The organism is Streptomyces sp. WMMC940 (genome assembly GCF_027460265.1).
GTDB lineage: Bacteria > Actinomycetota > Actinomycetes > Streptomycetales > Streptomycetaceae > Streptomyces.
The window spans coordinates 2,514,055-2,534,360 of record NZ_JAPZBC010000001.1 but is presented as its reverse complement, the minus strand read 5'-3'; the positions used below and the strand labels follow the sequence as shown (position 1 = coordinate 2,534,360).

Sequence of the window (20,306 nt, the reverse complement as noted above, 5' to 3'; positions counted from 1 at the left end):
GGGGAACGCTTCCCGCAGTCGCCGGATACGCCTCGGCGGCGGCCAGTATGGTGGTGCGCGCCGCCGAGCCGCCCGCAGCAACGAGAGCCAGTAAGAACGGGCGGCGGAGCCAACCGGGAGAACCTGCTTTGAGCCGTGAAACTGACAGTTCGTCCTCCGGCCCCCAGGGGCGCGGTGGAGCCGCGTACCCCTCGGGGACACCGCCGTACGGATCCCGCCAGTATCCGTCGCTGCACCCGACGCAGGACGCTCCGGAGGAGAGAGCCGAACCCGCGTCCACGCGACAGCCGGACGAGCCCCGGACCGAGACGACGCTGACGACCCGCATCCGGATCAACATTCCCGGGTCGCGTCCCATCCCGCCCGTGGTCATGCGCACGCCCATGAGCGACCTGGACAAGAAGGGCGCCCCCGCGGCCCGCGAGGGTGCGGCGGAGCGCACGGGCAGTACGCCCCGCCCGGCCGCGCCCGCCCCGTCGGCACCGGCGGCCTCCGGCACCGGGCAGGACGCCGCGAGGCCCGAGGCGCCCGAGAAGCCGGCCGAGGACAAGACCAGCGACTGGTTCGCCCCGCGCAAGGCGCCGAGCCCCACGCCCCCGCCGGCCTCCGTCCCGGCCCAGGCGACGGGCCCCGGCCAGGCGCCGAACGTGCCGGGAGCGCGTCCTGAGGACACCGGCGCCCACCGGATGCCCGGTGCGCCCGCTCCCCGGAACGGGCAGGCCGCCCCCCACTTCCCCGACGCACCGGGCGGCACCGGGAGCCGGCCCCGCAGCGGTCTGGACTCCCTGTCCTCGGACCTTGACGCCTCCGGCCGTGCCGCACCGGGGCAGCGGCCCCCGGGCACCGGTCCGGCGGGCCCCACGACCGGTCCCGCCTCCGGTGTCTCGCCGTTCGCTCCGGGAGCCCCGGCCGGCCCCGCTCCCGGCGCCGGTGTGCCCGGGGCCGGTCCCGCCGGACCGCCGCGGATGAGCGACGACACCGCCGTACTCACCCCGCAGAAGCCCGCGCCCGAACCCGGTTCCGGCGGTCCGGGCATGCCCGGCGGCAACGTCTCGGGCGACACGCTGACCAGCGGGATCCCCGTGGTGCCGCCGGAGCACCGTTCGCCGTTCCAGCCCGGGGGCCCCGACGGCGCCGGGTCCCCGTGGCCCTCCGGGCCCGGCGGTCCCGGTCCCGGCTTCTCGGAGCCCGACTTCCCGGGCCCGGCCACCGCGCCGCGGACGACGGCCGGCCCCTCGCCGGCGCCGAGGTCCTCCTCGTCGTCCGCGCCGACGTCGTCCGGTCCGGCGAAGAAGGGCCGGTCCAAACTGGTGCTCGCCGGCGCCGGCGTGTTCGGCGCCGTGGTCGTCGCCTACGGTGCCGGGCTGCTGCTGAACCACTCCGAGGTGCCCAAGGGCACCACCGTCCTCGGCGTCGACATCGGCGGCGGGACCAAGGAGGACGCCCAGGCGAGGCTGGAGGCCGCGCTCGGCAAGCGCGCCACCTCCCCGCTGCAGCTCAGCGTCGGCGGTCAGAAGGTCCGGCTCGCGCCGGACAAGGCCGGCCTCACCCTGGACAGCCAGGCCACCGTCCGCGAGGCCGCGGGCAGCGACTACAACCCCGTCTCGGTCATCGGTTCGCTGTTCGGCGGCGAGCGGGTCGCGCAGCCGGTCATCCCGGTCGACGAGGAGAAACTCGTCGTCGCCCTGACCGACCTCGCGGGCACGTCCGGCTCGGCCTCCGAGGCCACGATCAGGTTCGAGCCGGGCAAGGCCGTGCCGGTCCCGGGCAAGGCGGGCAAGACGCTCGACGTCCAGCAGTCGATGATCTCGGTGCGGGACGCGTACCGCGCCCAGGTCGAGACGGGGCGCGTGAACAACGTCGAGCTGCCCGTCGCCACCCGCGAGCCGACGATCACCCAGACCGAGCTGAACCGGGCCATGGAGGAGTTCGCCGAGCCGGCCATGTCCGATCTGGTCACGATCAGGGCGGGCGACAAGGAGATCCAGTTCGGACCGGCGAAGTCCCTGCCGAAGATCCTGTCGATGAAGGCGGTCGACGGACGGCTGGTCGAGGTCTACAACAAGCAGGCCATCACGGAACTGCTGGACGGGGTCTTCGACGGGATCATGGTCACCAAGGGCGACGGGAGGCAGTACCCGCTGTCCGCGGACGACGTCGCCTCCGCGATGCAGAAGGCGCTGCTCGGCAGGACGCCCGAGGAGCGCACGCAGACGATCGAGCTCGACGGACAGGGCTGAGTCCCCGTCGCACGCTTCCCGAGCCCCCGCCCCGGTCCTCCGGGGTCCGGGGGCTCGCGCGTGCCCCCGGCACCGCCCGATGGGCGGCGGACGTGCGCGGCGGCGCCGCCGTCCGGAGGGTCGGGCGTACTCGCCCGCCGACGAGCCCCGCGCACCCGTGAGCCCGTGGAGCCGAGCAGGGGCTGCGGAGGGCCCCGCACGACCCCCGCGCGGCGCATCAGTTCAGCATCGACCTGGCCGAGTGCGCCTTCCGCCGGATCGCCGCCGCCGTCGCGGGTTCGGCGGCCGAGACGACGTCCGCGTACGCGTCCATCTCCGCCGCCCCCGCCAGGAAGTCGCCGCGCTGGACGAGGAGTTGCGCGCGGTCGTAGCGGAGGCGGGCCGGGTGGGAGGGCAGGAGGAGGGAGAGGTCGACGGCCCAGAGCGCGACGTCCGTGTGCTCGGGGCGGGCGGCGGCCCAGGCGCGGACGTTGTTGAGGATGCGGAGGACGATCTCCAGCGGGCCCGCGGGGGTCATCATCGACGGGTCGAGCGGGGCGCCCGTCGTGCCCACCACGAGAAGCTCCGCGTCCGGTCCCGTCAGCAGACGGCCGCCCGCGAAGGGGTCCGCCATCACCGGGTGCTCGGGGTCGCCGAAGCCGACGACGAAGTGGCCCGGGAGGGCCAGCCCGTACACGGGCGCTCCGGCACGGCGGGCCACCTCCATCCAGACGACCGACAGCAGGATCGGCAGGCCACGGCGGCGGCGCAGCACCTCGTGCAGCAGGGAGGACTCCAGCCGCTGGTAGCAGTCCGGGGTGCCGTGGAAGCCGCAGCGCTCGCCGAGCAGTGACGACAGCGCGGCCACCCAGTTGTGCGGGCCGGTGATCCCGTACGGAAGCAGGCCCGCGAGGCGGTCCAGCTCGATCTCGGCGGCGTCGAGCCCCGCGTCGTCCAGCCGCGGATCCGCTTCCGCACCCACGAGCAGGCACAGCGTCGCGAGATCGGGCCGCTCGGAGCGGGCCTCCTCGGCGAAGCGGCGACGCCGGCCCGCGGCCTCGGGGGGTGGCGGTTGCATATGCGTCTCGTACCCGTTCAGGAAGATCGGGAGTATCGGAAGTGGTGGTAGAGGTGATGGACGGCGAATCCCATCCCCTCGTACAGGGTTCGCGCCCCTTCGTTGTCCGACTCGACCTGCAGCCAGGCCGCCGAGGCCCCCTCGTCGAGCGCCCGCCGAGCCAGTGCCGCCATCACGGCCGTCGCGAGCCCCTGCCTTCGGTGCGCGGGGTCGATCTCCACCGCCATGAAACCGGCCCAGCGTCCGTCGACCACACAGCGGCCGATCGCCGCCGGAACGTCGGATGTGCCGGGGATGGTGGCGAACCATACCGACGGGCCGTCACCCAGTACTTTAAGTACATGTGGCCCCGGCACACCGAACCGCTGGTAGCGGCGCAGCCAGGGCTCGCCCACGGACCGGCCCAGCCGCACCCGCTCCACGTCCGCGTCCAGGTCACCGATCGGTGCCAGCCCACCGACGCGCAGTTCGGCGCTCACCTCCCGTTCCCAGCCCCGCTCCGCCAGTCCGGCGCACAGCTCCTCCTGGGTCCCCTCGGCGCCGGTCGCGGTCTGGACGTAGGCCGGAAGACCACGTTCGGCGTACCAGTCCCGCACGCGCGCCAGGGCGGCGTCCAGGGGTATGCCCGGGTCGCCGAGCGGCAGCACCGAGTTCGCCCGGCGGGTGAAGCCGGACGCCGCGCGCAGCACCCAGTCGCCCAGCGCTTCGCTCTCCACGGGCTGCCAGGCGCGGGCCGAGACTCGCGCGAGCTCCTCGAAGGACGCTGCCGGCGTGCCCCGTCGACGGGCCGGTGCCGCGGGGACGACCTTGCCCGCGACCAGCGAGGATTCCGGGATGCGGACGGTCTCCCCGGTCCTTCGTGTGATCAACAGCACACCCCCGGTCCACGATGTGAGAACCCCGACGGCGTCGGTGAACTCCGCCGACCCGTCCGCCTGCTCGGCGCGCCGTCGCACCGACACGCGTTTTCCCACGTCAGAGGGGGTGATGCGAACCTCCAGTCGTCCGCCTGCGGTGAATTCCACAGCTCAGTCCTCCCCTCCTGTTCGGATCATCCCCAGGAACGGAGATACTAGGTGCGGGCATCGACGACGCCGCGCTCCCGCGCAGCCCCGCGGCGAGCCGCAGACCGGACGCCGCGCCCTACCGAGGAGGAACGACAGCGTGACCTACGTCATCGCGCAGCCTTGTGTCGACGTCAAGGACAAGGCGTGCATCGAGGAGTGCCCCGTCGACTGCATCTACGAGGGCCAGCGGTCCTTGTACATCCACCCGGACGAATGCGTCGACTGTGGTGCCTGTGAGCCGGTCTGCCCGGTCGAGGCGATCTTCTACGAGGACGACACTCCCGAGGAGTGGAAGGACTACTACAAGGCGAACGTCGAGTTCTTCGACGAGCTCGGTTCGCCCGGTGGCGCCTCCAAGCTGGGCCTGATCGAGCGCGACCACCCCTTCATCGCCGCGCTGCCGCCGCAGAACGGCTGATCGTGCGTCCCCGGTCCCGTACGGTGCGTCAGCCGTACGGGACCGCGGCGTTTGCGCCGGTACCCGAGTGCCCGGCGCGGGACAGCGCACAGCCCTGAGCCGGCGGCCCGACCGGTCGCCGCCCGGTCGGCGGTTCGCCGCACGAACGAGAAAGTGAGCACCGTGTCCGCCGTATCGTCCCGACTCCCCGTCTTCCCGTGGGACAAGCTGGAGCCGTACAAAGCGACCGCCGCGGCCCACCCGGACGGCATCGTCGACCTCTCCGTCGGCACACCCGTCGATCCGGTCCCGGAGCTGGTCCGGCGGGCCCTCGTCGGGGCCGCGGACTCGCCCGGCTATCCGACCGTGTGGGGAACGCCCGCGCTGAGGGACGCGCTGGTGTCGTGGTGCGAGCGGCGACTGGGTGCGGTGTCCTTCGCCCACACCAATGTGCTGCCGGTCGTGGGGTCCAAGGAACTCGTGGCCTGGCTGCCGACCCAGCTCGGCCTGGGTGCCGGTGACAAGGTGGCCCACCCCCGCCTGGCCTACCCGACCTACGAGGTCGGCGCGCGGCTCTGCGGGGCGGCCCCGGTCGTCTACGACGATCCGGTCGCCGATCTCGACCCGGCCGGTCTGAAGCTCCTGTGGCTGAACTCGCCGTCCAACCCGACCGGCCGGGTCCTCGCCAAGGACGAGCTGACCCGGATCGTGGCCTGGGCGCGCGAGCACGGAGTGCTCGTCTTCAGCGACGAGTGCTACCTGGAGCTGGGCTGGGAGGCGGAGCCCTTCTCGGTGCTGCACCCGGACGTCTGCGGCGGCACGTACGAGGGCATCGTCTCGGTCCACTCGCTGTCGAAGCGCTCCAACCTCGCGGGCTACCGTGCGGCCTTCGTCGCGGGCGACGCGGCCGTCCTCGGCGAGCTGCTGAAGGTCCGCAAGCACGGCGGAATGATGACGCCCGCCCCGGTGCAGGCGGCCACCGTCGCGGCACTCGGCGACGACGCGCACGTAGCCGAACAGCGGGCCCGGTACGCGGCCCGGCGTCTCGCCCTGCGCGACGCCCTGCTGAAGAACGGCTTCCGGATCGAGCACAGCGAGGCGAGCCTCTATCTGTGGGCGACACGGGACGAGCCGTGCTGGGACACGGTGGCGCACCTGGCCGAGCTGGGCGTCCTCGTCGCGCCCGGCGACTTCTACGGCGAAGCGGGGGAGCGCTTCGTACGGGTCGCCTTCACGGCGACCGACGAGCGGGTCCAGGCGGCGGTCAAGCGCCTCGGGTGAGGGGCGGACGGCCGTGGCGGCGCCCGACGAGGCCGCCGCAGCGGTTCCGGGCCCGGCCCCGCCGAGGGCGGCGCGGGAGGGGCTCCGCGACCGACCTCATTGGCCGAAATTGCCGCCATTGCCGGAATTTCCGCAACTGTCGGACTCCGTGACGGACGGACTTCCGTGACGGACGGACTTCCGTGACGCGACACGGCGGCACTGCCGGCGGCGTACGGAAGGGCCTCGGGAACGCGAGTTCCCGAGGCCCTTCCGTGTACTCCGCACGCTCCGGCTGGGTCAGAGAGGCAGACCCTGCACCGGCAGTTCGCCAGCCGGCAGCGCGGTGCCCGCGTCCGGGAGGCCGCCGCCGGCCAACCCCTGGGCGGCGGGCAGGCCCTGCGTGGCCGCGGAGCCCGCCGTCTCGCCGATGACGCCCGCGGTGCTGCCCGCGGCCTGTCCGGCGGTCTCCTGCGCCGCCGGGAGGCCGGTCTCGGCCGCGCCGCCCAGGGTGCCGGCGGCGGCCGGGAGCGTCGTGCCGACCACCCTGCCGCCGGCCTTGTTCGCCGTGTCGGCGGCCTCGCGCGCGGCGCCGTCGACGGTGGAGCCGGCCGCGGCGCCGTCGAGCTGGGTCAGGCCGCCGTTGCCCAGGTCCTGGGTGGGGAGGTCCACGGCGTTCGCGGAGCCGGCCGCACCGACCACGGGAGCTGCCCCGGCTGCGACGAGCAGCGCGGCACGGGCGATCCGACGGGTCAGGGGGAGGGACATGATGCTCCTTCGACGAGAGAACGTTGGGTGGTGACTGTGGTTCCGTGTCCGGCGATCGGACGCACTGACAACCCCTCGAAGGGCGGGGAAGGTTGCGGTGGCGCAAGGTAAAGAGTTTGCAATGCATCGCATAATCGGCTGTGGACAAAAACGGGCGAACAATATGCCTGCGGACAGCCTGGCGAACCGTCACTTCCCTTGCTCCGTAAGGAAATTGAGGACCCGAACCGGATTCGCTCGGACGCGGCGAAGAAACTTCGGGGCAATGTGCGCCGCATAACTCGGGAGGGTGTCCGGTCGGACGGATGAGCGACCGGAAAAGCCGCGTCCGGCATCGCCCGGCGTACCGGAATTCCGCCGGCCCGCCTTCACGGCCGAGGGCCGGTCCCGTGGAGGCGGGGCGCCCGCCCCGTCCGCTCCGCCGCCCGACGGCGTGCGCGCCCGATATCCGTGTGCGGCCCGCCCCGGCGCCGGTCCGAGGTGCGGTCGGCGTGCCGAGGCGGGGCTCAGCGGGCGAGCCGGATCCGTACCCCGGAGCTGTCCGGCTCGGCGGTGCGCCAGCCCTCGTCGGCCTCCTTCGCGCTCCATACCTTCCCGGCGAACGAGACCTCGGAGATCCGCAGTTCCGCCGCCTTCGCCACCGCCCAGTGGGCCAGTTCCCAGCCGCGGCGGTCGGCGTCCCCGGTGCCCCGGGAGGTCGAGGCGACCGGAACCGTCAGTTCCGATGACTGCGGGGCGCCCGCCCTGCCCTTGCCGCCGGCCGCGGGCAGGACGCCCGCCCCGAAGGAACGCGCCAGCTCCGAACGGACCTTCGCCGGGTCGCCGGGCTTGGTGGAGGGTGCCGCCGTGCAGGTCAGGGAGGCCGAGGCGCGTCCGGTGAGCGCCGCCGAGAGCAGCGAGGCGTCCGGCTCGTGCTTGGCGTACGCCTGGGGGAAGCCGCTGCGCTGGACGCGCTGGGCGGCGACCGTCAGCGGCAGCCGCGAGTAGCCCGGCACCTCGGCGAGGTGGTCGTAGAACGCCCCGGCGGAGAACACCGGGTCGAGGATCTGCCGCGGGGTGCCCCAGCCCTGCGACGGGCGCTGCTGGAACAGACCGAGGGAGTCGCGGTCGCCGTGGCGGATGTTCCGCAGCGCGGACTCCTGGAGGGCCGTCGCCAGCGCGATGGTGACCGCTCGCTCCGGCATCCCCCGGGTCGTGCCGACGGCCGAGATCGTGGCCGCGTTGGCCGCCATCTCCGGGCTGAGCTCGTAGGAGGCGCCGCCGCCCTCCCCGTCGTCCGGGCCGGGGCGGTCCGAGTCCTCTCCGCCGCCGGAGCGGACGACACAGCGCGGCGCGCCGTCGCCGCTCACGTACTGCACGACGACGTACGCGACCAGGGCCAGCAGTACGGCGAACGCTGCCGCGAGGCGAAGGGGGCGGCCGCGCCGGGTGGGGGAGGCGGTCTTGGTCACGGCGCCCACCGTACTGGAGCCCCGTGAACGCCCGGGCCGGTACCTCGCACGGGACCCCGGCACCTCGCACCCGACTCGGGTCCCCACGCGGACTCCCGCCACCAGGTGCGGGACCCGGCCCGGGCCGTCGACTCCCCCGGACCGCGGGCCCCCAACCGGCACCGGACCCGGTCGCCTCTCCTCACACCCCGGGCCGCCCCCGACGCCCGCGGGCCCCGCGACGTCCCGCCGGCCCGGAGCCCGTGCCGCCCGGCCCGGCGGCGCACCCGCGGGTCGGCAGGCGGGCGAGGCGGGGCGCTAGGGTCGGGCCATGCCCGAAAGCGCGCTTGATCTCACCCTGGACGGCCCGGCACTCACCGCACGGCTCGTCGACTTCCCGTCGGTCAGCGGCGACGAGAAGCCCCTCGCCGACGCGATCGAGCGGGCGCTGCGTGCCCTGCCCCACCTCACCGTCGACCGACACGGCAACAACGTGGTCGCCCGGACGAACCTGGGCCGGTCCGAACGCGTGGTCCTGGCCGGGCACATCGACACCGTGCCGATCGCGGACAACGTCCCCTCCCGGCTCGACCAGAACGGCGTCCTGTGGGGCTGCGGCACCTCGGACATGAAGTCGGGGGTCGCCGTCCAACTGCGGATCGCCGCGACCGTGCCCGAGCCCAACCGCGACCTGACGTTCGTCTTCTACGACAACGAGGAGGTCGCCGCACATCTGAACGGTCTCGGACATATCGCGGACACCCACCCCGACTGGCTGGAGGGCGATTTCGCCGTCCTGCTCGAGCCTTCCGACGCTCAGGTGGAGGGCGGCTGCCAGGGAACTCTGCGTGTCCACCTCCGTACGGCCGGGGAGCGCGCACACTCCGCCCGCAGCTGGATGGGGTTCAACGCCATCCACGCCGCCGGTCCGATCCTGGCCCGGCTCGCCGCCTACGAACCGCGCCGTCCGGTGATCGACGGCCTGAGGTACCACGAGGGGCTCAACGCCGTCGGGATCGAGGGCGGTGTCGCGACGAACGTCATCCCCGACTCGTGCACCGTCGTGATCAACTACCGCTACGCCCCGGACCGGACCATGGCGGAGGCCGAGGCCCATGTCCGTGAGGTGTTCGCGGACTGCGACGTCGCCGAGTTCATCGTCGACGACCACACCGGCGGGGCGCTGCCCGGCCTCTCGCACCCGGCCGCCGCCGCGTTCATGGAGGCCGTCGGCGGTACGGCACAGCCCAAGTTCGGCTGGACCGACGTGTCGCGCTTCAGCGCACTGGGCGTCCCGGCGGTCAACTACGGTCCGGGCGACGCGCTCTTCGCCCACAAGCGGGACGAGCACGTGGCCGTCGACAAGATCACACACTGTGAGGAGCGACTGCGGCAGTGGCTCAGCGCGTGACGGCCATCGCGTGACGTCACCGTCCGGACCGAGGACGGGGCCACCCGCGACGCCACCCGGATCGTGCGACGGCCACTCCGTGACGATCACCGGGTGAACCGCCACAGCCGGACTTCCTCGTATCCGACCTCCGGAATTTCGCTCTCGTCCATCTCCGGCGACCTACCCTGACCTGGAACGTGCACCACGGCGGAGGGAGCAGGTCATGGGCAGTCCCGAGGAAGCACGGCCGGAGGAGCAGCGGCTGGGTCCGGTGGTGCGGCGCAGGGATCAGATCCAGCCCGGCACCACGGACCAGCGCCTGCTGGACACCGAGGGCGATTCGCAGTGGGTGCACACCGATCCGTGGCGGGTCATGCGCATCCAGTCGGAGTTCGTCGAGGGCTTCGGCGCCCTCGCCGAACTGCCCAGCGCCATCAGCGTCTTCGGTTCCGCCCGGACCGCTCCCGGCACCCCCGAGTACGACGCCGCCGTACGGATCGGCAGGGCCCTGGTCGACGCCGGCTTCGCCGTGATCACCGGGGGCGGGCCGGGGGCGATGGAGGCCGCCAACCGCGGTGCGCGGGAGGCGGGCGGCATCTCGGTCGGGCTGGGCATCGAGCTGCCCTTCGAGCAAGGCCTCAACCCGCACGTCGACATCGGCGTGAACTTCCGCTACTTCTTCGTCCGCAAGACGATGTTCGTCAAGTACGCGCAGGGCTTCGTGGTCATGCCGGGCGGTTTCGGGACGCTCGACGAACTGTTCGAGGCGCTCACCCTCGTCCAGACCGGGAAGGTGACCCGCTTTCCCGTCGTGCTCTTCGGGTCGCGGTACTGGTCCGGTCTGGTCGACTGGCTGCGCGGCACGGTCGTCGCGGAGGGCAAGGCGTCCGCGCGCGACCTGCTGCTCTTCCACGTCACGGACGACGTGGACGAGGCGGTCGCCCTGGTGACCAAGGAGACCGGCCCGCCGCCGCCGATCCCGTACGAGGGCTACGAGGCCTGAGCGGGCGCCGCGGAGGCCCGGTCCGCTGCGGCGCCCTGGCGGTGCGGGGGCCGGCGGACGGCCGTCCGGTCTCCGGTCCGCCGGTCGACCGCCATGGCGGTCCCGCCGCCGAGTCCCGGTCGGCCGGTGGTCCGGTCGGGCGCCGGTCCCGGCCGCCCCCGTCCTACGCGAGTCCCCGGCGGGCTACCGCCGGGGGCCGGTGCCCGGCGATCGACGCCACCATGTCCAGCACCTGACGGGTCTCCGCCACCTCGTGCACCCGGTACACCCGCGCACCGAGCCATGCCGACACCGCGGTCGTCGCCAGCGTGCCGATCACCCGTTCCTTGACCGGGCGGTCGAGGGTCTCGCCGACGAAGTCCTTGTTCGACAGGGAGACCAGCACCGGCCAGCCCGTCCCCACCATCTCGCCGAGCCTGCGCGTCGCCTCCAGCGAGTGGCGGGTGTTCTTCCCGAAGTCGTGGCCCGGGTCGATGAGGATCCCGTCCCGGCGCACACCGAGCTCGAGCGCCCGCTCCGCCAGACCGTTCGTCACCCGCAGGATGTCCGCCATCACGTCGTCGTACGCGATCCGGTGCGGTCTCGTCCGCGGCTCGGCACCGCCCGCGTGTGTGCAGACCAGGCCCGCCCCGTACCGGGCCGCCACCTCCGCCAGTGCGGGATCCACCCCGCCCCAGGCGTCGTTCAGCAGGTCGGCGCCCGCCTCGCAGACGGCGGCGCCCACGTCGTGCCGCCAGGTGTCGACGCTGATCACCACGTCCGGGAAGCGCCTGCGCACCTCGGCGACGAAGCCGACCGTGCGGCGCGCCTCCTCCTCGGCGGTCACCTCCTCACCGGGACCGGCCTTCACACCGCCGATGTCGATGATGGCGGCACCCTCGGACACCGCCTGTTCGACACGGGTCAGAGCCGGCTCGTCGCGGAACGTGGCGCCCTGGTCGTAGAAGGAGTCCGGAGTCCGGTTCACGATCGCCATGATCACCGGCTCGTGCGCGCCGAACTCGCGCCGCCCCAGCCGCAGAGTCCCGTCGTGCATCCCCTGCATCCGCTGTTTCCTCCTCGCGATCGGTCGCCTGCGACCTTAACCGTCAGCGGCGCATGGCACGATCGGCAGCGGACGGTTTCCTGCTCCGGGGAGAGGCGCGCTGTGTTCTGGTTCTTGCTGATCGCGATGGTCGTGGTCGTCGCCGCGGTCACCCTGGCGGTGGTCGGCGGCGGTGACAAGGCGGTGCTCCCTGAGGTGGCGCCCGAGCGGCTGGTGGACCCGCTGCCGCTGACGCGTCCCGTGGGCCGTGCCGACATCGAGGCGCTCCGTCTGCCCGTGACGGCGCGGGGCTACCGGATGCTCGACGTCGACGAGGTCCTCGGACGGCTCGGTGCCGAGCTCGCCGAGCGGGACGCGCGGATCGCCGAGCTGGAGTCCGCGCTGGCGGGCCGCCAGGCGACGGCGGTCAGCCCGGCCGGACTCTTCGACGAGCGGCCCGGGGAGGTGCCGGGGGAGCGGCCGGGGCTCTTCGAGAAGGCCACCGATGACCGCCCGGCCGCGGAGAACGGCGCGGGAGGGCCGGACGTCCCGGAGGCCCCGCCCGGGCGCCCCGATCTCCCCGGTGGCGACGGGGAGCAGCCGCGATGAGCGGCGCCCTCGTCGGCCCGGACGGGCGGCTGCGCTGCCCCTGGGGCCTGTCCACCGAGGACTACGTCAGGTACCACGACGAGGAGTGGGGCCGTCCCGTCCGCGGGGACGACGCGCTGTTCGAGCGGCTCGCGTTGGAGGCGTTCCAGTCGGGGCTCTCCTGGATCACCGTCCTGCGCCGCCGCGAGGGCTTCCGGGAGGCGTTCGCCGGCTTCCGGATCGCCTCGGTCGCGGCGTTCACCGACGCCGACGCGGAGCGCCTGCTCGCCGACGCGGGCATCATCCGCAACCGCTCCAAGATCGAGGCGACCATCGCCAACGCACGGGTGCTGGCCGACTGGGCCGAGGGTGAGCTCGACGCCCTGATCTGGTCGTACGCGCCGGACCCGGCCGTGCGCCCGGTGCCGCGCACTCTCGCGGACGTCCCGGCGGTCACGGACGAGTCCACCGCCCTCTCCAAGGACCTGAAGAAGCGCGGTCTGCGCTTCATCGGCCCCACGACGGCATACGCGCTCATGCAGGCCTGCGGTCTGGTCGACGACCATCTCGCGGACTGCATTGCGCGCGGGGCCGGGGCGCCGGCCGGCCGCCCCGAGCCGGGGCCACCGGACCGCCGGCCGGTGCCGAGGCGGCACCGGCCGGTGTGACGCTCAGTGGCCCACGTACTTGGGCTTCTCCTTGGCGATGAAGGCCTGGACCGCGATGGCGTGGTCCTCCGAGGCGCCGGCCCTGGTCTGGAGTTCGTCCTCCTTCTCCAGCGTCTCGCCCAGCGTGTGGCCCGCCCCGTACGCGAGGGACTCCTTGATCGCGGCGTAGGCGAGTGTGGGGCCGTCGGCCAGGGCGCGGGCGACCGCCGCGGCCTCCACCGCCAGGTCGTCGGCCGGTACGAGCTTGTTCACGATGCCCAGGTCGAAGGCCTCCTGCGCAGAGATCGACCGGGGGAAGAGCAGCAGGTCGGCGGCCCTGCTGGGGCCGATCAGCCGGGGGAGCGTCCAGGAGACCCCGGAGTCCGCCGTCAGCGCGACGCCGGCGAAGGACGTCGTGAACTTGGCGGTGTCCGCGACGACCCGGTAGTCCGCTGCCAGGGCGAAGCCCATACCGGCACCCGCGGCGACGCCGTTCACGCCCGCCACCACCGGCTTCGGCATCTCGGTGATCGCCCGCACGATCGGGTTGTAGTGGTCGCGCACGGTGTTCATCGTGTGGCCGGTGCCCGACTCCCGGTCGGAGACCAGCAGCGAGATGTGCTCCTTGAGGTCCTGGCCCACACAGAACGCGCGGCCCGTCGCCGTCAGCAGGACCGCGCGTACACCGGCGTCCGCCCCGGCCGCCCGCAGGGCGTCCCGGAGGGCGACCTTGGCCTCGACGTTCATCGCGTTCATGGCCTCGGGCCGGTTGATCGTGATCGTCGCGAGTCCGTCGCTCACCTCGTACAGCACGGTGTCGGCCATGTCGGGGGTCCCCTTCGCACCTCGGGCAGTGATGTCGAGCCCAGCATGGCGGAGATCACCGGGGCCGACCTACGCCCCGGTATGTGACCTGCGTCAAAGAAATCCCCGGCCCCGGTTCGGTGTGCTGGTCTCGGGCGGGGGCGAAGTATCGCAGGCGGATCCCCGAATTGGGTGGTTTTGCGAAAGCGCGTTGCGCAAGCGATGCCGACTGATGTTGGTCATCGGGTCCTGCGATGCGGGATAATGGCTGGGAAGCAATGTGTTCGATGCCGGTGACGTGTGCCCACCCAGGGGGCCGTCGGCTGACGATGAGCTGGTTTCAGGAAGGGGAACGAGCATGGCGGCCATGAAGCCGCGGACGGGCGACGGCCCGCTCGAGGTGACCAAGGAGGGGCGGGGCATCGTCATGCGCGTTCCGCTCGAAGGCGGCGGTCGGCTCGTCGTCGAGCTGACTCCGGACGAGGCCGACGCCCTTGGCGATGCCCTCAAGAAGGTCGTCGGCTGACGCGGAAGCGCCCACACCTTTCTGTACTGCCCCGGCACGGCACCTCGCTGCGCCGGGGCAGTGCCGTTCCCGGAAGTCCGCCGACCGTCTCCGCGCGCTTCGTGGGTGGGTGCCGTCCGTGGCGGTGGTCGCCCGGCGTGCCGTGCCCGGAGCCGGTCCGTTCCACGGACTCGCGTCCACCGGGTGGTGGGGCCCGTCAGCCGCGGCGCACCGCGCAGAGCAGCCCGTCGCCCACCGGGAGCAGCGACGGCAGCAGTTCCTGGCTCTCCCGCACCGTGCGCAGCAGCTCGCGCACGCGCAGCACCTCGCCCGGCTGGGCCGCCGAATCGACCGTTCGGCCGTCCGCGAAGACGCCCTCGAAGCACACAAGCCCCCCAGGCCGCAGCAGGCGCAACGATTCAGCTAGACAGTCCAGCGACTCCAGCCGGTCGCCGTCGCAGAAGACGAGGTCGTAGCCGCCGTCCGCGAGCCTGGGCAGTACGTCGAGGGCGCGGCCGGGGATGAAGCGGGCCCGGTTCCCGGCGAAGCCGGCGGCACGGAAGGCCTCGCGCGCGAACTGCTGGCGCTCCGGCTCGGGGTCGACCGTGGTCAGCACACCGTCCGGCCGCATGCCCTGGAGCAGGTAGATACCGGAGACGCCCGTGCCGGTGCCGATCTCCGCGACCGCCTTGGCGTCCGCCGTCGCGGCCAGCAGACGCAGGGCCGAGCCCGTGCCGGGCGACACCGAGGGCAGCCCCGCCTCCCGGGCCCGGTCGCGGGCCCAGCGCAGTGCATCGTCCTCGGCGACAAAGGCGTCGGCGAACGCCCAGCTCGTCTGCCGGTTGGCGGTAATGACCCTCTCCTGTCCCCGTAGTTGGCGCAACCGAGACTGTATCCGCTGCGCACGGGAACCCGCAGATGGGACCGGGCGTTATGGAAAGAGCGGGGAAAGGCACGGGTGAATCGCACCCGTTCTCAAATTCGCGTAAAGATTCTTATCCGGAGCTAACGGGCGAGGTGGCTATGGTAGGGGCTCCACTGGACACCACCAGAGCCGACAGGGGAGGTGCGGCTGCGCCTGTGGACCGGAGAGGGGTGCTGAGGCGTCTCCTCGGGTCGGCGGGTGAGCCGAAATCCGTGACCGACACCGCTGACGCCCGTTCCGGCCAGGCCGACTCCGTACCCACCGCGACGTTCGCACCGGATGCGGAATCGCAGGCGTGGACACCTCCCTCGTGGGAGAACATCGTCAGCACGCACAGCGGCCGCGTCTACCGCCTGGCCTACCGTCTGACCGGAAACCAGCACGACGCCGAGGACCTCACCCAGGAGGTCTTCGTCCGTGTCTTCCGTTCCCTGTCGACCTACACGCCGGGCACCTTCGAGGGCTGGCTGCACCGCATCACGACGAACCTGTTCCTGGACATGGTCCGCCGCAAGCAGCGCATCCGCTTCGACGCCCTGGGCGACGACGCGGCCGAGCGGCTGCCCAGCCGGGAGCCGTCCCCGCAGCAGGTCTTCCACGACACCCACTTCGACGCCGACGTCCAGCAGGCGCTGGACACCCTGGCCCCCGAGTTCCGCGCCGCCGTGGTGCTCTGCGACATCGAGGGCCTGTCGTACGAGGAGATCGCCGCCACGCTCGGCGTCAAGCTCGGCACCGTCCGCAGCCGGATCCACCGCGGCCGCTCCCACCTGCGCAAGGCCCTGCGGCACCGCTCTCCCGAGGCGCGTGCCGAGCAGCGCTCCCTCGCGGGCGTGGCCGGGGAGGGCGGGACGGCGTGAGCAGCACAAGTCCGACCCCTGCGGAGCAGCACCTGGGGGACCGGCTCGCTGCCCTGGTCGACGGCGAGCTCAAACACGACGCGCGCGAGCGCGTCCTGGCCCATCTCGCGACCTGTCCCAAGTGCAAGGCCGAGGCCGACGCACAGCGTCGGTTGAAGAGCGTCTTCGCCACGGCCGCACCGCCGCCGCCCTCCGAGGGCCTTCTCGCTCGGCTCCAGGGGCTGCCCGCGGGTCCGCCCGGAGGTGATGACGACGGGCGGGGAGGTCCGTATCGCCGGGGACGTCCCGGCGATGGCGTCTTCGGCGTGACCTCGGAGGGCTTCGGGTACGTCCCGGGCGGCCACGGCCTGCCCGACGGCGGGCCGGGCTCCGGGTTCCGCATCCACGACGTAGCGCGTCAGGAGGCCGAGCGCTCCCCGTGGCGCGGCCGGAGGTTCGCCTTCGCCGCGGCCAGCGCGGTGTCGTTCGCCGCGATCGCGCTGGGCGGATCGCTGCCGCTCGCCGCCACCGGCGACGCCTCCGCCCGCGGGGACAGCCGCGGCAACAGCGTGACCCCCCTGCGCACGGCCACTGCCGCCGCGGGTACGGAGGCCAACCGCAGACGGGGCGGCGGAACGGGCGTGACCGGGATCAGCAGCACCCCCGTGGTGGCGGTGGCCCCCCAGACCCTGGTCCGGACGCGGCCGCCGTCCCCTCCCTTCGCGGCGTCGTCGCTGCTCGCCGGTGGTGCCGCGCCCCTGCCGGCGCGGCCGACCGCCTCGGCGTTCCAGCTGGCCACGGCTCCCGGTCCCGGCGCCTCCGCGTCCCCGCAGCCCAGCCGGTTCGCCGCCCCGCCCCGGCGTTGATACGGAGGCCCGCTCCGGGCGGTCGGGCGCACTGTAGGACGCCATCCGCAAACCTGGTTGAATCCAGGGGACGGTGCCCGGCGGGGCACACGGAGCGGCAGTTGCGGGGAGAGCATGGAGAACGGGAAGCCGACGGGTCCCAAGCCGAAGTGGTGGAGCCGTCCGGCCCACCCCGAGCCGTCGTCGCCCGTCGACGCGGCCTCGGCGGCGGAGCACACCGCCGGCGTGGTCGAGGCCGGCGCCCCGGGCAGTGACGACCGGGTGTCCGTCGCGCCGGGAGCTCTCGTCGACGATCAGCCGGAGTACCCGCTTCCCGCCCCCCTCACCCCCGCGGAGCAGCAGTCACCGGCACCCGGCCGCCCCGGCAGCGCGCCGGCCGAGCCCGGCGCCCCCGAGGCTCCGGCCGCCGCGCAGCCGTCCGGTGGGACCCGCGAGGAGAGCGGCCCGGTCCGGCAGCCCGAGTCGGAGGACAACCGCGCGAGCGGGCCGGTCGTCGCGTACGACGGGGACATCTCCGCCGACGTGCCGGCCGTCGACGAGGGTGCCGGCCATGCCTGGGCGAGCGGGCCGGTCGTCGCGCACGACGCGGACAACCGCCGGGACGGCGGCCCGCGTGCCCCGTACTCCCCGCCGGTCCGGGACGCCGCACCCGGTCCGGCCGCTGGGGCCCCGCATCCGGCCGGCGTCCCCGCGGCCGGGCCTTCGGACGGGGGCGCGCGGCCCCTGCACGAGCCGGACGAGTACCGCACGCCGCCGTACGGCGGCCCCGGACCGTGGGCTCCCGCGCCGCCGGTGCAGCACCCCGGCGGAGCCGGCGGCACGCCACCGCCGTACCCGGCCGGCGGCGGCCAGCCGGGTTCCGCCGCGCCCGCACCGCACGCCGCCCCCGTGCCGGGGCAGTGGCGGCAGTACGACCCCTGGGGTGCGCCCGGGGGGACCCTGATCCGGACCGGAGAGCCGCCGAGGCAGAAGTCCCGGCGGGGCATGGCCTTCGCCGGCGCGCTGGTCTTCGCGCTGCTCGCCGGAGTCCTCGGCGGCGGCGTGGGCGCGTACCTGGAACGCAACGGGGGGATCACCACCGTCGAACTGCCGCAGTCGGGGCCGGAGCGCACCGACCGCGCGCCCGACAGCGTCGCCGGGATCGCCGCCAGCGCCCTTCCCGGTGTGGTGACGCTGCACGTCAGCGGGGGCGGTGAGCAGGGCACCGGCACCGGCTTCGTGCTGGACGCGCAGGGGCACATCCTCACCAACAACCACGTGGTCTCCCCGGCGGGCAGCTCCGGCGACATCTCCGTCACGTTCAGCGGCGGCGAGACGGCACGGGCCACCCTCGTCGGCAAGGACAGCGGCTACGACCTCGCCGTCGTCAAGGTCCGGGGGGTCTCCGGCCTCAAGCCGCTGCCGCTGGGCAACTCCGACAACGTCCGGGTCGGTGACCCGGTCGTGGCCATCGGTGCCCCCTTCGACCTCCAGAACACCGTGACCGCCGGAATCATCAGCGCCAAGGAGCGCCCGATCACCGCCGGCGGGGAGAAGGGCGACGGCAGCGACATCAGCTACGTCGACGCCCTGCAGACCGACGCACCGATAAACCCCGGGAACTCAGGCGGACCGCTCGTCGACTCCCGGGCCCGGGTCATCGGTATCAACAGCGCCATCCGCGCCGCGGACGGCGGCTCCGGCCCCGACGCCGGCTCCGGGCAGGCCGGCTCGATCGGTCTCGGCTTCGCCATCCCCATCAACCAGGGCAAGCGGGTCGCCGAAGAGCTGATCAACACCGGAAAGGCCACCCACCCGGTGATCGGCGTCAGCCTCGACATGGAGTACTCGGGAGACGGCGCCCGCGTCGGCGAGAAGGGCAAGGACGGGGCCCCGTCCGTCGTCGCGGGCGGCCCCGCGGCGAAGGCCGGTATCCGCCCGGGCGACGTCATCACCAAGGTCGACGGCCAGCGGGTGCACAACGGTGAGGAGCTCATCGTCAAGATCCGTGCGCACCGGCCCGGCGACCGGCTGGAACTGACGGTGCTCCGCGACGGCAAGGAGCGGACGAGGGCGGTGACGCTCGGTTCGTCCACCGGCACGTGACGGACATCCCGAAGGTACCGTCGGGACAGATTTGCCGGGTACCGTGGAGCCGGTCCCGCTCGTCCCAGCGCTGCGGGCACGGAGAACGAGAACACGAGGAGCAGCAAGGTGTTCAACGACATAGGCGCACTCGAGCTCGTGACGCTCGTCGTCCTCGCCGTGCTGGTCTTCGGCCCGGACAAGCTGCCCAAGGTCATCCAGGACGTCTCGCGCTTCATCCGCAGGATCCGCGAATTCTCCGACAACGCGAAGCACGACATCCGCAGCGAACTGGGCCCGGAATTCAAGGACTTCGAGTTCGAGGACCTGAATCCCAAGGCCTTCATCCGGAAGCAGCTCTCCGACAACGAGGACCTCAAGGAGATCCGCAGCAGCTTCGACCTCAAGAAGGAGATCAACGAGGTCGCGGACGCCGTGAACGGCAAGGAGCCCGACAGCCCGGTGCGGGCCGCCGTCGGCGGCACGCCGGACGCGGGAGCGACGCCCGATCTCCTCAAGAAGCGCGAAAGGCCCGATCAGGGCGAGCGCCCGCCCTTCGACGCAGACGCCACCTGAGGCCCCCTACCGCCGTCAATCGCAACGAGTCGGTGACGGGTGGCTATCCTCCATCTGTCCGGGATCGAGGACGCCCGCGGGGGGCGGGCCGTTCCGGACCTCGCTGACCAAGGAGGCGCCGGGTAGATGGAGACGACGAGTCGGGTAGGGGCGCAGGATCCGCCCAGCAGTTCCACCGCTGAGGGGGTGCCCGCAGCCCGGCGCACCGTCGACGGCTATCTGCGCGCGCCCTTCCCCTGGTACGGCCTGGACGAGGCCTTCAACGGGCCGCGCTGGCTGATGCAGGTCGGTACGGCCGCCGACGGCTCGGTGCAGCACGGCTCCATGGGGCACGGCGACGAGCCGTCGATAAAGTCCGACGCGACCGGCGCGGAGAAGGAACGCTTCGCCGTGGTCGTCACCGTCGCGTCGAGCCCGATGCGGCACACCGGTGACGGTACGGGCGTCCTGGACGCCACGACCGTCTCCTCGGCCGCCTGGCTGGCCGGCTCGGGCCTGCTGGCCTGCACCTGGCCGGCACAGCTCGACCACACCCTGCGGGACGACTGGCTGGACCAGCAGACGGAGACCGCCTTCGAGCTCGCGGACGACCTCACCGGGCCCGCCTGGTCGGAGCTGTCCCTGCCGGTGGACGGGGTGCCCGTGCCCTTCCACTACCGCGAGTCCGAGTTCGGCTGGGTGCTCGCCGGTTCGACCGGGAACGGGGTGCACATCGGGGCGTACGGGCGGGGGATGAGCGCGTACGGGCTCGGCTTCTCCGTGGTGCAGGACCTCGAGGCGTACGCGTAGACCGCGCGTCCACGCCGGGTCGCCGCCCGGGACGACGACTGCCCACAACCCTCCGGGGGTTGTG

General features: G+C 73.2%; 20 protein-coding genes. 13 read left to right on the top strand and 7 right to left on the bottom strand.

What is annotated here, in order from left to right; all coding sequences use genetic code 11:
- The first annotated feature begins 128 nt into the window (after positions 1–128).
- A complete protein-coding gene (locus tag O7595_RS10980) occupies positions 129–2,240 on the top strand; it encodes a hypothetical protein (RefSeq protein ID WP_269728530.1) in 2,112 nt (703 codons plus the stop codon).
- 217 nt (positions 2,241–2,457) lie between these two features.
- Here the strand turns inward: O7595_RS10980 and O7595_RS10975 are convergent, their stop codons facing one another.
- Together O7595_RS10975 and O7595_RS10970 are read right to left on the bottom strand one after the other, a co-directional pair.
- Positions 2,458–3,297, bottom strand: coding sequence for a transglutaminase-like domain-containing protein (locus O7595_RS10975; RefSeq protein ID WP_269728529.1), 840 nt, complete (start codon positions 3,295–3,297; stop codon positions 2,458–2,460).
- A 17-nt stretch (positions 3,298–3,314) separates the two neighbouring features.
- Entirely contained in the window at positions 3,315–4,322 is a 1,008-nt protein-coding gene (locus tag O7595_RS10970; protein ID WP_269728528.1) for a GNAT family N-acetyltransferase, read from the bottom strand.
- Between the two features lie 139 nt (positions 4,323–4,461).
- On the opposite strand from O7595_RS10970, the gene fdxA reads away from it, so the two are divergent.
- Positions 4,462–4,782, top strand: coding sequence for a ferredoxin (gene fdxA, locus O7595_RS10965; protein ID WP_010474859.1), 321 nt, complete (start codon positions 4,462–4,464; stop codon positions 4,780–4,782).
- Between the two features lie 162 nt (positions 4,783–4,944).
- A complete protein-coding gene (dapC, locus tag O7595_RS10960) occupies positions 4,945–6,042 on the top strand; it encodes a succinyldiaminopimelate transaminase (RefSeq protein ID WP_269728526.1) in 1,098 nt (365 codons plus the stop codon).
- A 279-nt stretch (positions 6,043–6,321) separates the two neighbouring features.
- Here the strand turns inward: dapC and O7595_RS10955 are convergent, their stop codons facing one another.
- Positions 6,322–6,789, bottom strand: a complete 468-nt coding sequence (locus O7595_RS10955; protein WP_269728525.1) for an ATP-binding protein — start codon at positions 6,787–6,789, stop codon at positions 6,322–6,324.
- A 506-nt stretch (positions 6,790–7,295) separates the two neighbouring features.
- Complete coding sequence (locus tag O7595_RS10950; protein WP_269728524.1) at positions 7,296–8,240, bottom strand: hypothetical protein; 945 nt, start codon at positions 8,238–8,240, stop codon at positions 7,296–7,298.
- Between the two features lie 310 nt (positions 8,241–8,550).
- On the opposite strand from O7595_RS10950, the gene dapE reads away from it, so the two are divergent.
- A complete protein-coding gene (dapE, locus tag O7595_RS10945; protein WP_269728523.1) occupies positions 8,551–9,630 on the top strand; it encodes a succinyl-diaminopimelate desuccinylase in 1,080 nt (359 codons plus the stop codon).
- Between the two features lie 205 nt (positions 9,631–9,835).
- Positions 9,836–10,615, top strand: a complete 780-nt coding sequence (locus tag O7595_RS10940) for a TIGR00730 family Rossman fold protein (protein ID WP_269728522.1) — start codon at positions 9,836–9,838, stop codon at positions 10,613–10,615.
- Positions 10,616–10,778: 163 nt separating this feature from the next.
- Here the strand turns inward: O7595_RS10940 and folP are convergent, their stop codons facing one another.
- Entirely contained in the window at positions 10,779–11,651 is an 873-nt protein-coding gene (gene folP, locus O7595_RS10935; RefSeq protein ID WP_269732450.1) for a dihydropteroate synthase, read from the bottom strand.
- 111 nt (positions 11,652–11,762) lie between these two features.
- Here folP and O7595_RS10930 point away from each other — a divergent pair, with 111 nt between their 5' ends.
- Positions 11,763–12,248, top strand: a complete 486-nt coding sequence (locus O7595_RS10930) for a hypothetical protein (protein ID WP_269728521.1) — start codon at positions 11,763–11,765, stop codon at positions 12,246–12,248.
- Positions 12,245–12,895: a DNA-3-methyladenine glycosylase I gene (locus O7595_RS10925; protein ID WP_269728520.1), complete on the top strand. Its 651-nt coding sequence runs from the start codon at positions 12,245–12,247 to the stop codon at positions 12,893–12,895. Before O7595_RS10930 ends, O7595_RS10925 begins: the two co-directional genes overlap by 4 nt.
- 3 nt (positions 12,896–12,898) lie before the next feature.
- On the opposite strand, the gene O7595_RS10920 is transcribed toward O7595_RS10925, so the two are convergent.
- Positions 12,899–13,699, bottom strand: a complete 801-nt coding sequence (locus O7595_RS10920) for an enoyl-CoA hydratase/isomerase family protein (RefSeq protein WP_269728519.1) — start codon at positions 13,697–13,699, stop codon at positions 12,899–12,901.
- 337 nt (positions 13,700–14,036) lie between these two features.
- Here O7595_RS10920 and O7595_RS10915 point away from each other — a divergent pair, with 337 nt between their 5' ends.
- Entirely contained in the window at positions 14,037–14,204 is a 168-nt protein-coding gene (locus O7595_RS10915) for a DUF3117 domain-containing protein (protein WP_003966491.1), read from the top strand.
- A 196-nt stretch (positions 14,205–14,400) separates the two neighbouring features.
- Here O7595_RS10915 and O7595_RS10910 read toward each other — a convergent pair whose 3' ends face one another.
- Complete coding sequence (locus O7595_RS10910; protein ID WP_269728518.1) at positions 14,401–15,066, bottom strand: O-methyltransferase; 666 nt, start codon at positions 15,064–15,066, stop codon at positions 14,401–14,403.
- A gap of 140 nt (positions 15,067–15,206) precedes the next feature.
- Between O7595_RS10910 and sigE the strand changes: the two genes are divergently transcribed.
- From sigE to O7595_RS10885, 5 genes are all read left to right on the top strand, one after another.
- Positions 15,207–15,968, top strand: coding sequence for an RNA polymerase sigma factor SigE (gene sigE, locus O7595_RS10905; protein ID WP_269728517.1), 762 nt, complete (start codon positions 15,207–15,209; stop codon positions 15,966–15,968).
- A complete protein-coding gene (locus tag O7595_RS10900; RefSeq protein WP_269728516.1) occupies positions 15,965–16,813 on the top strand; it encodes an anti-sigma factor family protein in 849 nt (282 codons plus the stop codon). The genes sigE and O7595_RS10900 overlap by 4 nt, the downstream gene beginning before the upstream one ends.
- Positions 16,814–16,927: 114 nt before the next feature.
- Complete coding sequence (locus O7595_RS10895; protein ID WP_269728515.1) at positions 16,928–18,898, top strand: S1C family serine protease; 1,971 nt, start codon at positions 16,928–16,930, stop codon at positions 18,896–18,898.
- A 108-nt stretch (positions 18,899–19,006) separates the two neighbouring features.
- Positions 19,007–19,453 carry a sec-independent translocase gene (locus O7595_RS10890; RefSeq protein ID WP_269728514.1) on the top strand — a complete coding sequence of 149 codons (447 nt, stop codon included), beginning with the start codon at positions 19,007–19,009 and terminating at the stop codon, positions 19,451–19,453.
- A gap of 126 nt (positions 19,454–19,579) precedes the next feature.
- Entirely contained in the window at positions 19,580–20,242 is a 663-nt protein-coding gene (locus O7595_RS10885; protein WP_269728513.1) for a hypothetical protein, read from the top strand.
- Positions 20,243–20,306: the final 64 nt, after the last annotated feature.

Coding starts and splice junctions, on each gene's coding strand:
- O7595_RS10940 (WP_269728522.1), top strand. CDS start 9,836: ATGGGCAGTCCCGAGGAAGCACGGCCGGAGGAGCAGCGGCTGGGTCCG.
- folP (WP_269732450.1), bottom strand. CDS start 11,651: ATGCACGACGGGACTCTGCGGCTGGGGCGGCGCGAGTTCGGCGCGCAC.
- dapE (WP_269728523.1), top strand. CDS start 8,551: ATGCCCGAAAGCGCGCTTGATCTCACCCTGGACGGCCCGGCACTCACC.
- O7595_RS10895 (WP_269728515.1), top strand. CDS start 16,928: ATGGAGAACGGGAAGCCGACGGGTCCCAAGCCGAAGTGGTGGAGCCGT.
- O7595_RS10920 (WP_269728519.1), bottom strand. CDS start 13,699: ATGGCCGACACCGTGCTGTACGAGGTGAGCGACGGACTCGCGACGATC.
- O7595_RS10955 (WP_269728525.1), bottom strand. CDS start 6,789: ATGTCCCTCCCCCTGACCCGTCGGATCGCCCGTGCCGCGCTGCTCGTC.
- O7595_RS10925 (WP_269728520.1), top strand. CDS start 12,245: ATGAGCGGCGCCCTCGTCGGCCCGGACGGGCGGCTGCGCTGCCCCTGG.
- sigE (WP_269728517.1), top strand. CDS start 15,207: ATGGTAGGGGCTCCACTGGACACCACCAGAGCCGACAGGGGAGGTGCG.
- O7595_RS10975 (WP_269728529.1), bottom strand. CDS start 3,297: ATGCAACCGCCACCCCCCGAGGCCGCGGGCCGGCGTCGCCGCTTCGCC.
- O7595_RS10915 (WP_003966491.1), top strand. CDS start 14,037: ATGGCGGCCATGAAGCCGCGGACGGGCGACGGCCCGCTCGAGGTGACC.
- O7595_RS10885 (WP_269728513.1), top strand. CDS start 19,580: ATGGAGACGACGAGTCGGGTAGGGGCGCAGGATCCGCCCAGCAGTTCC.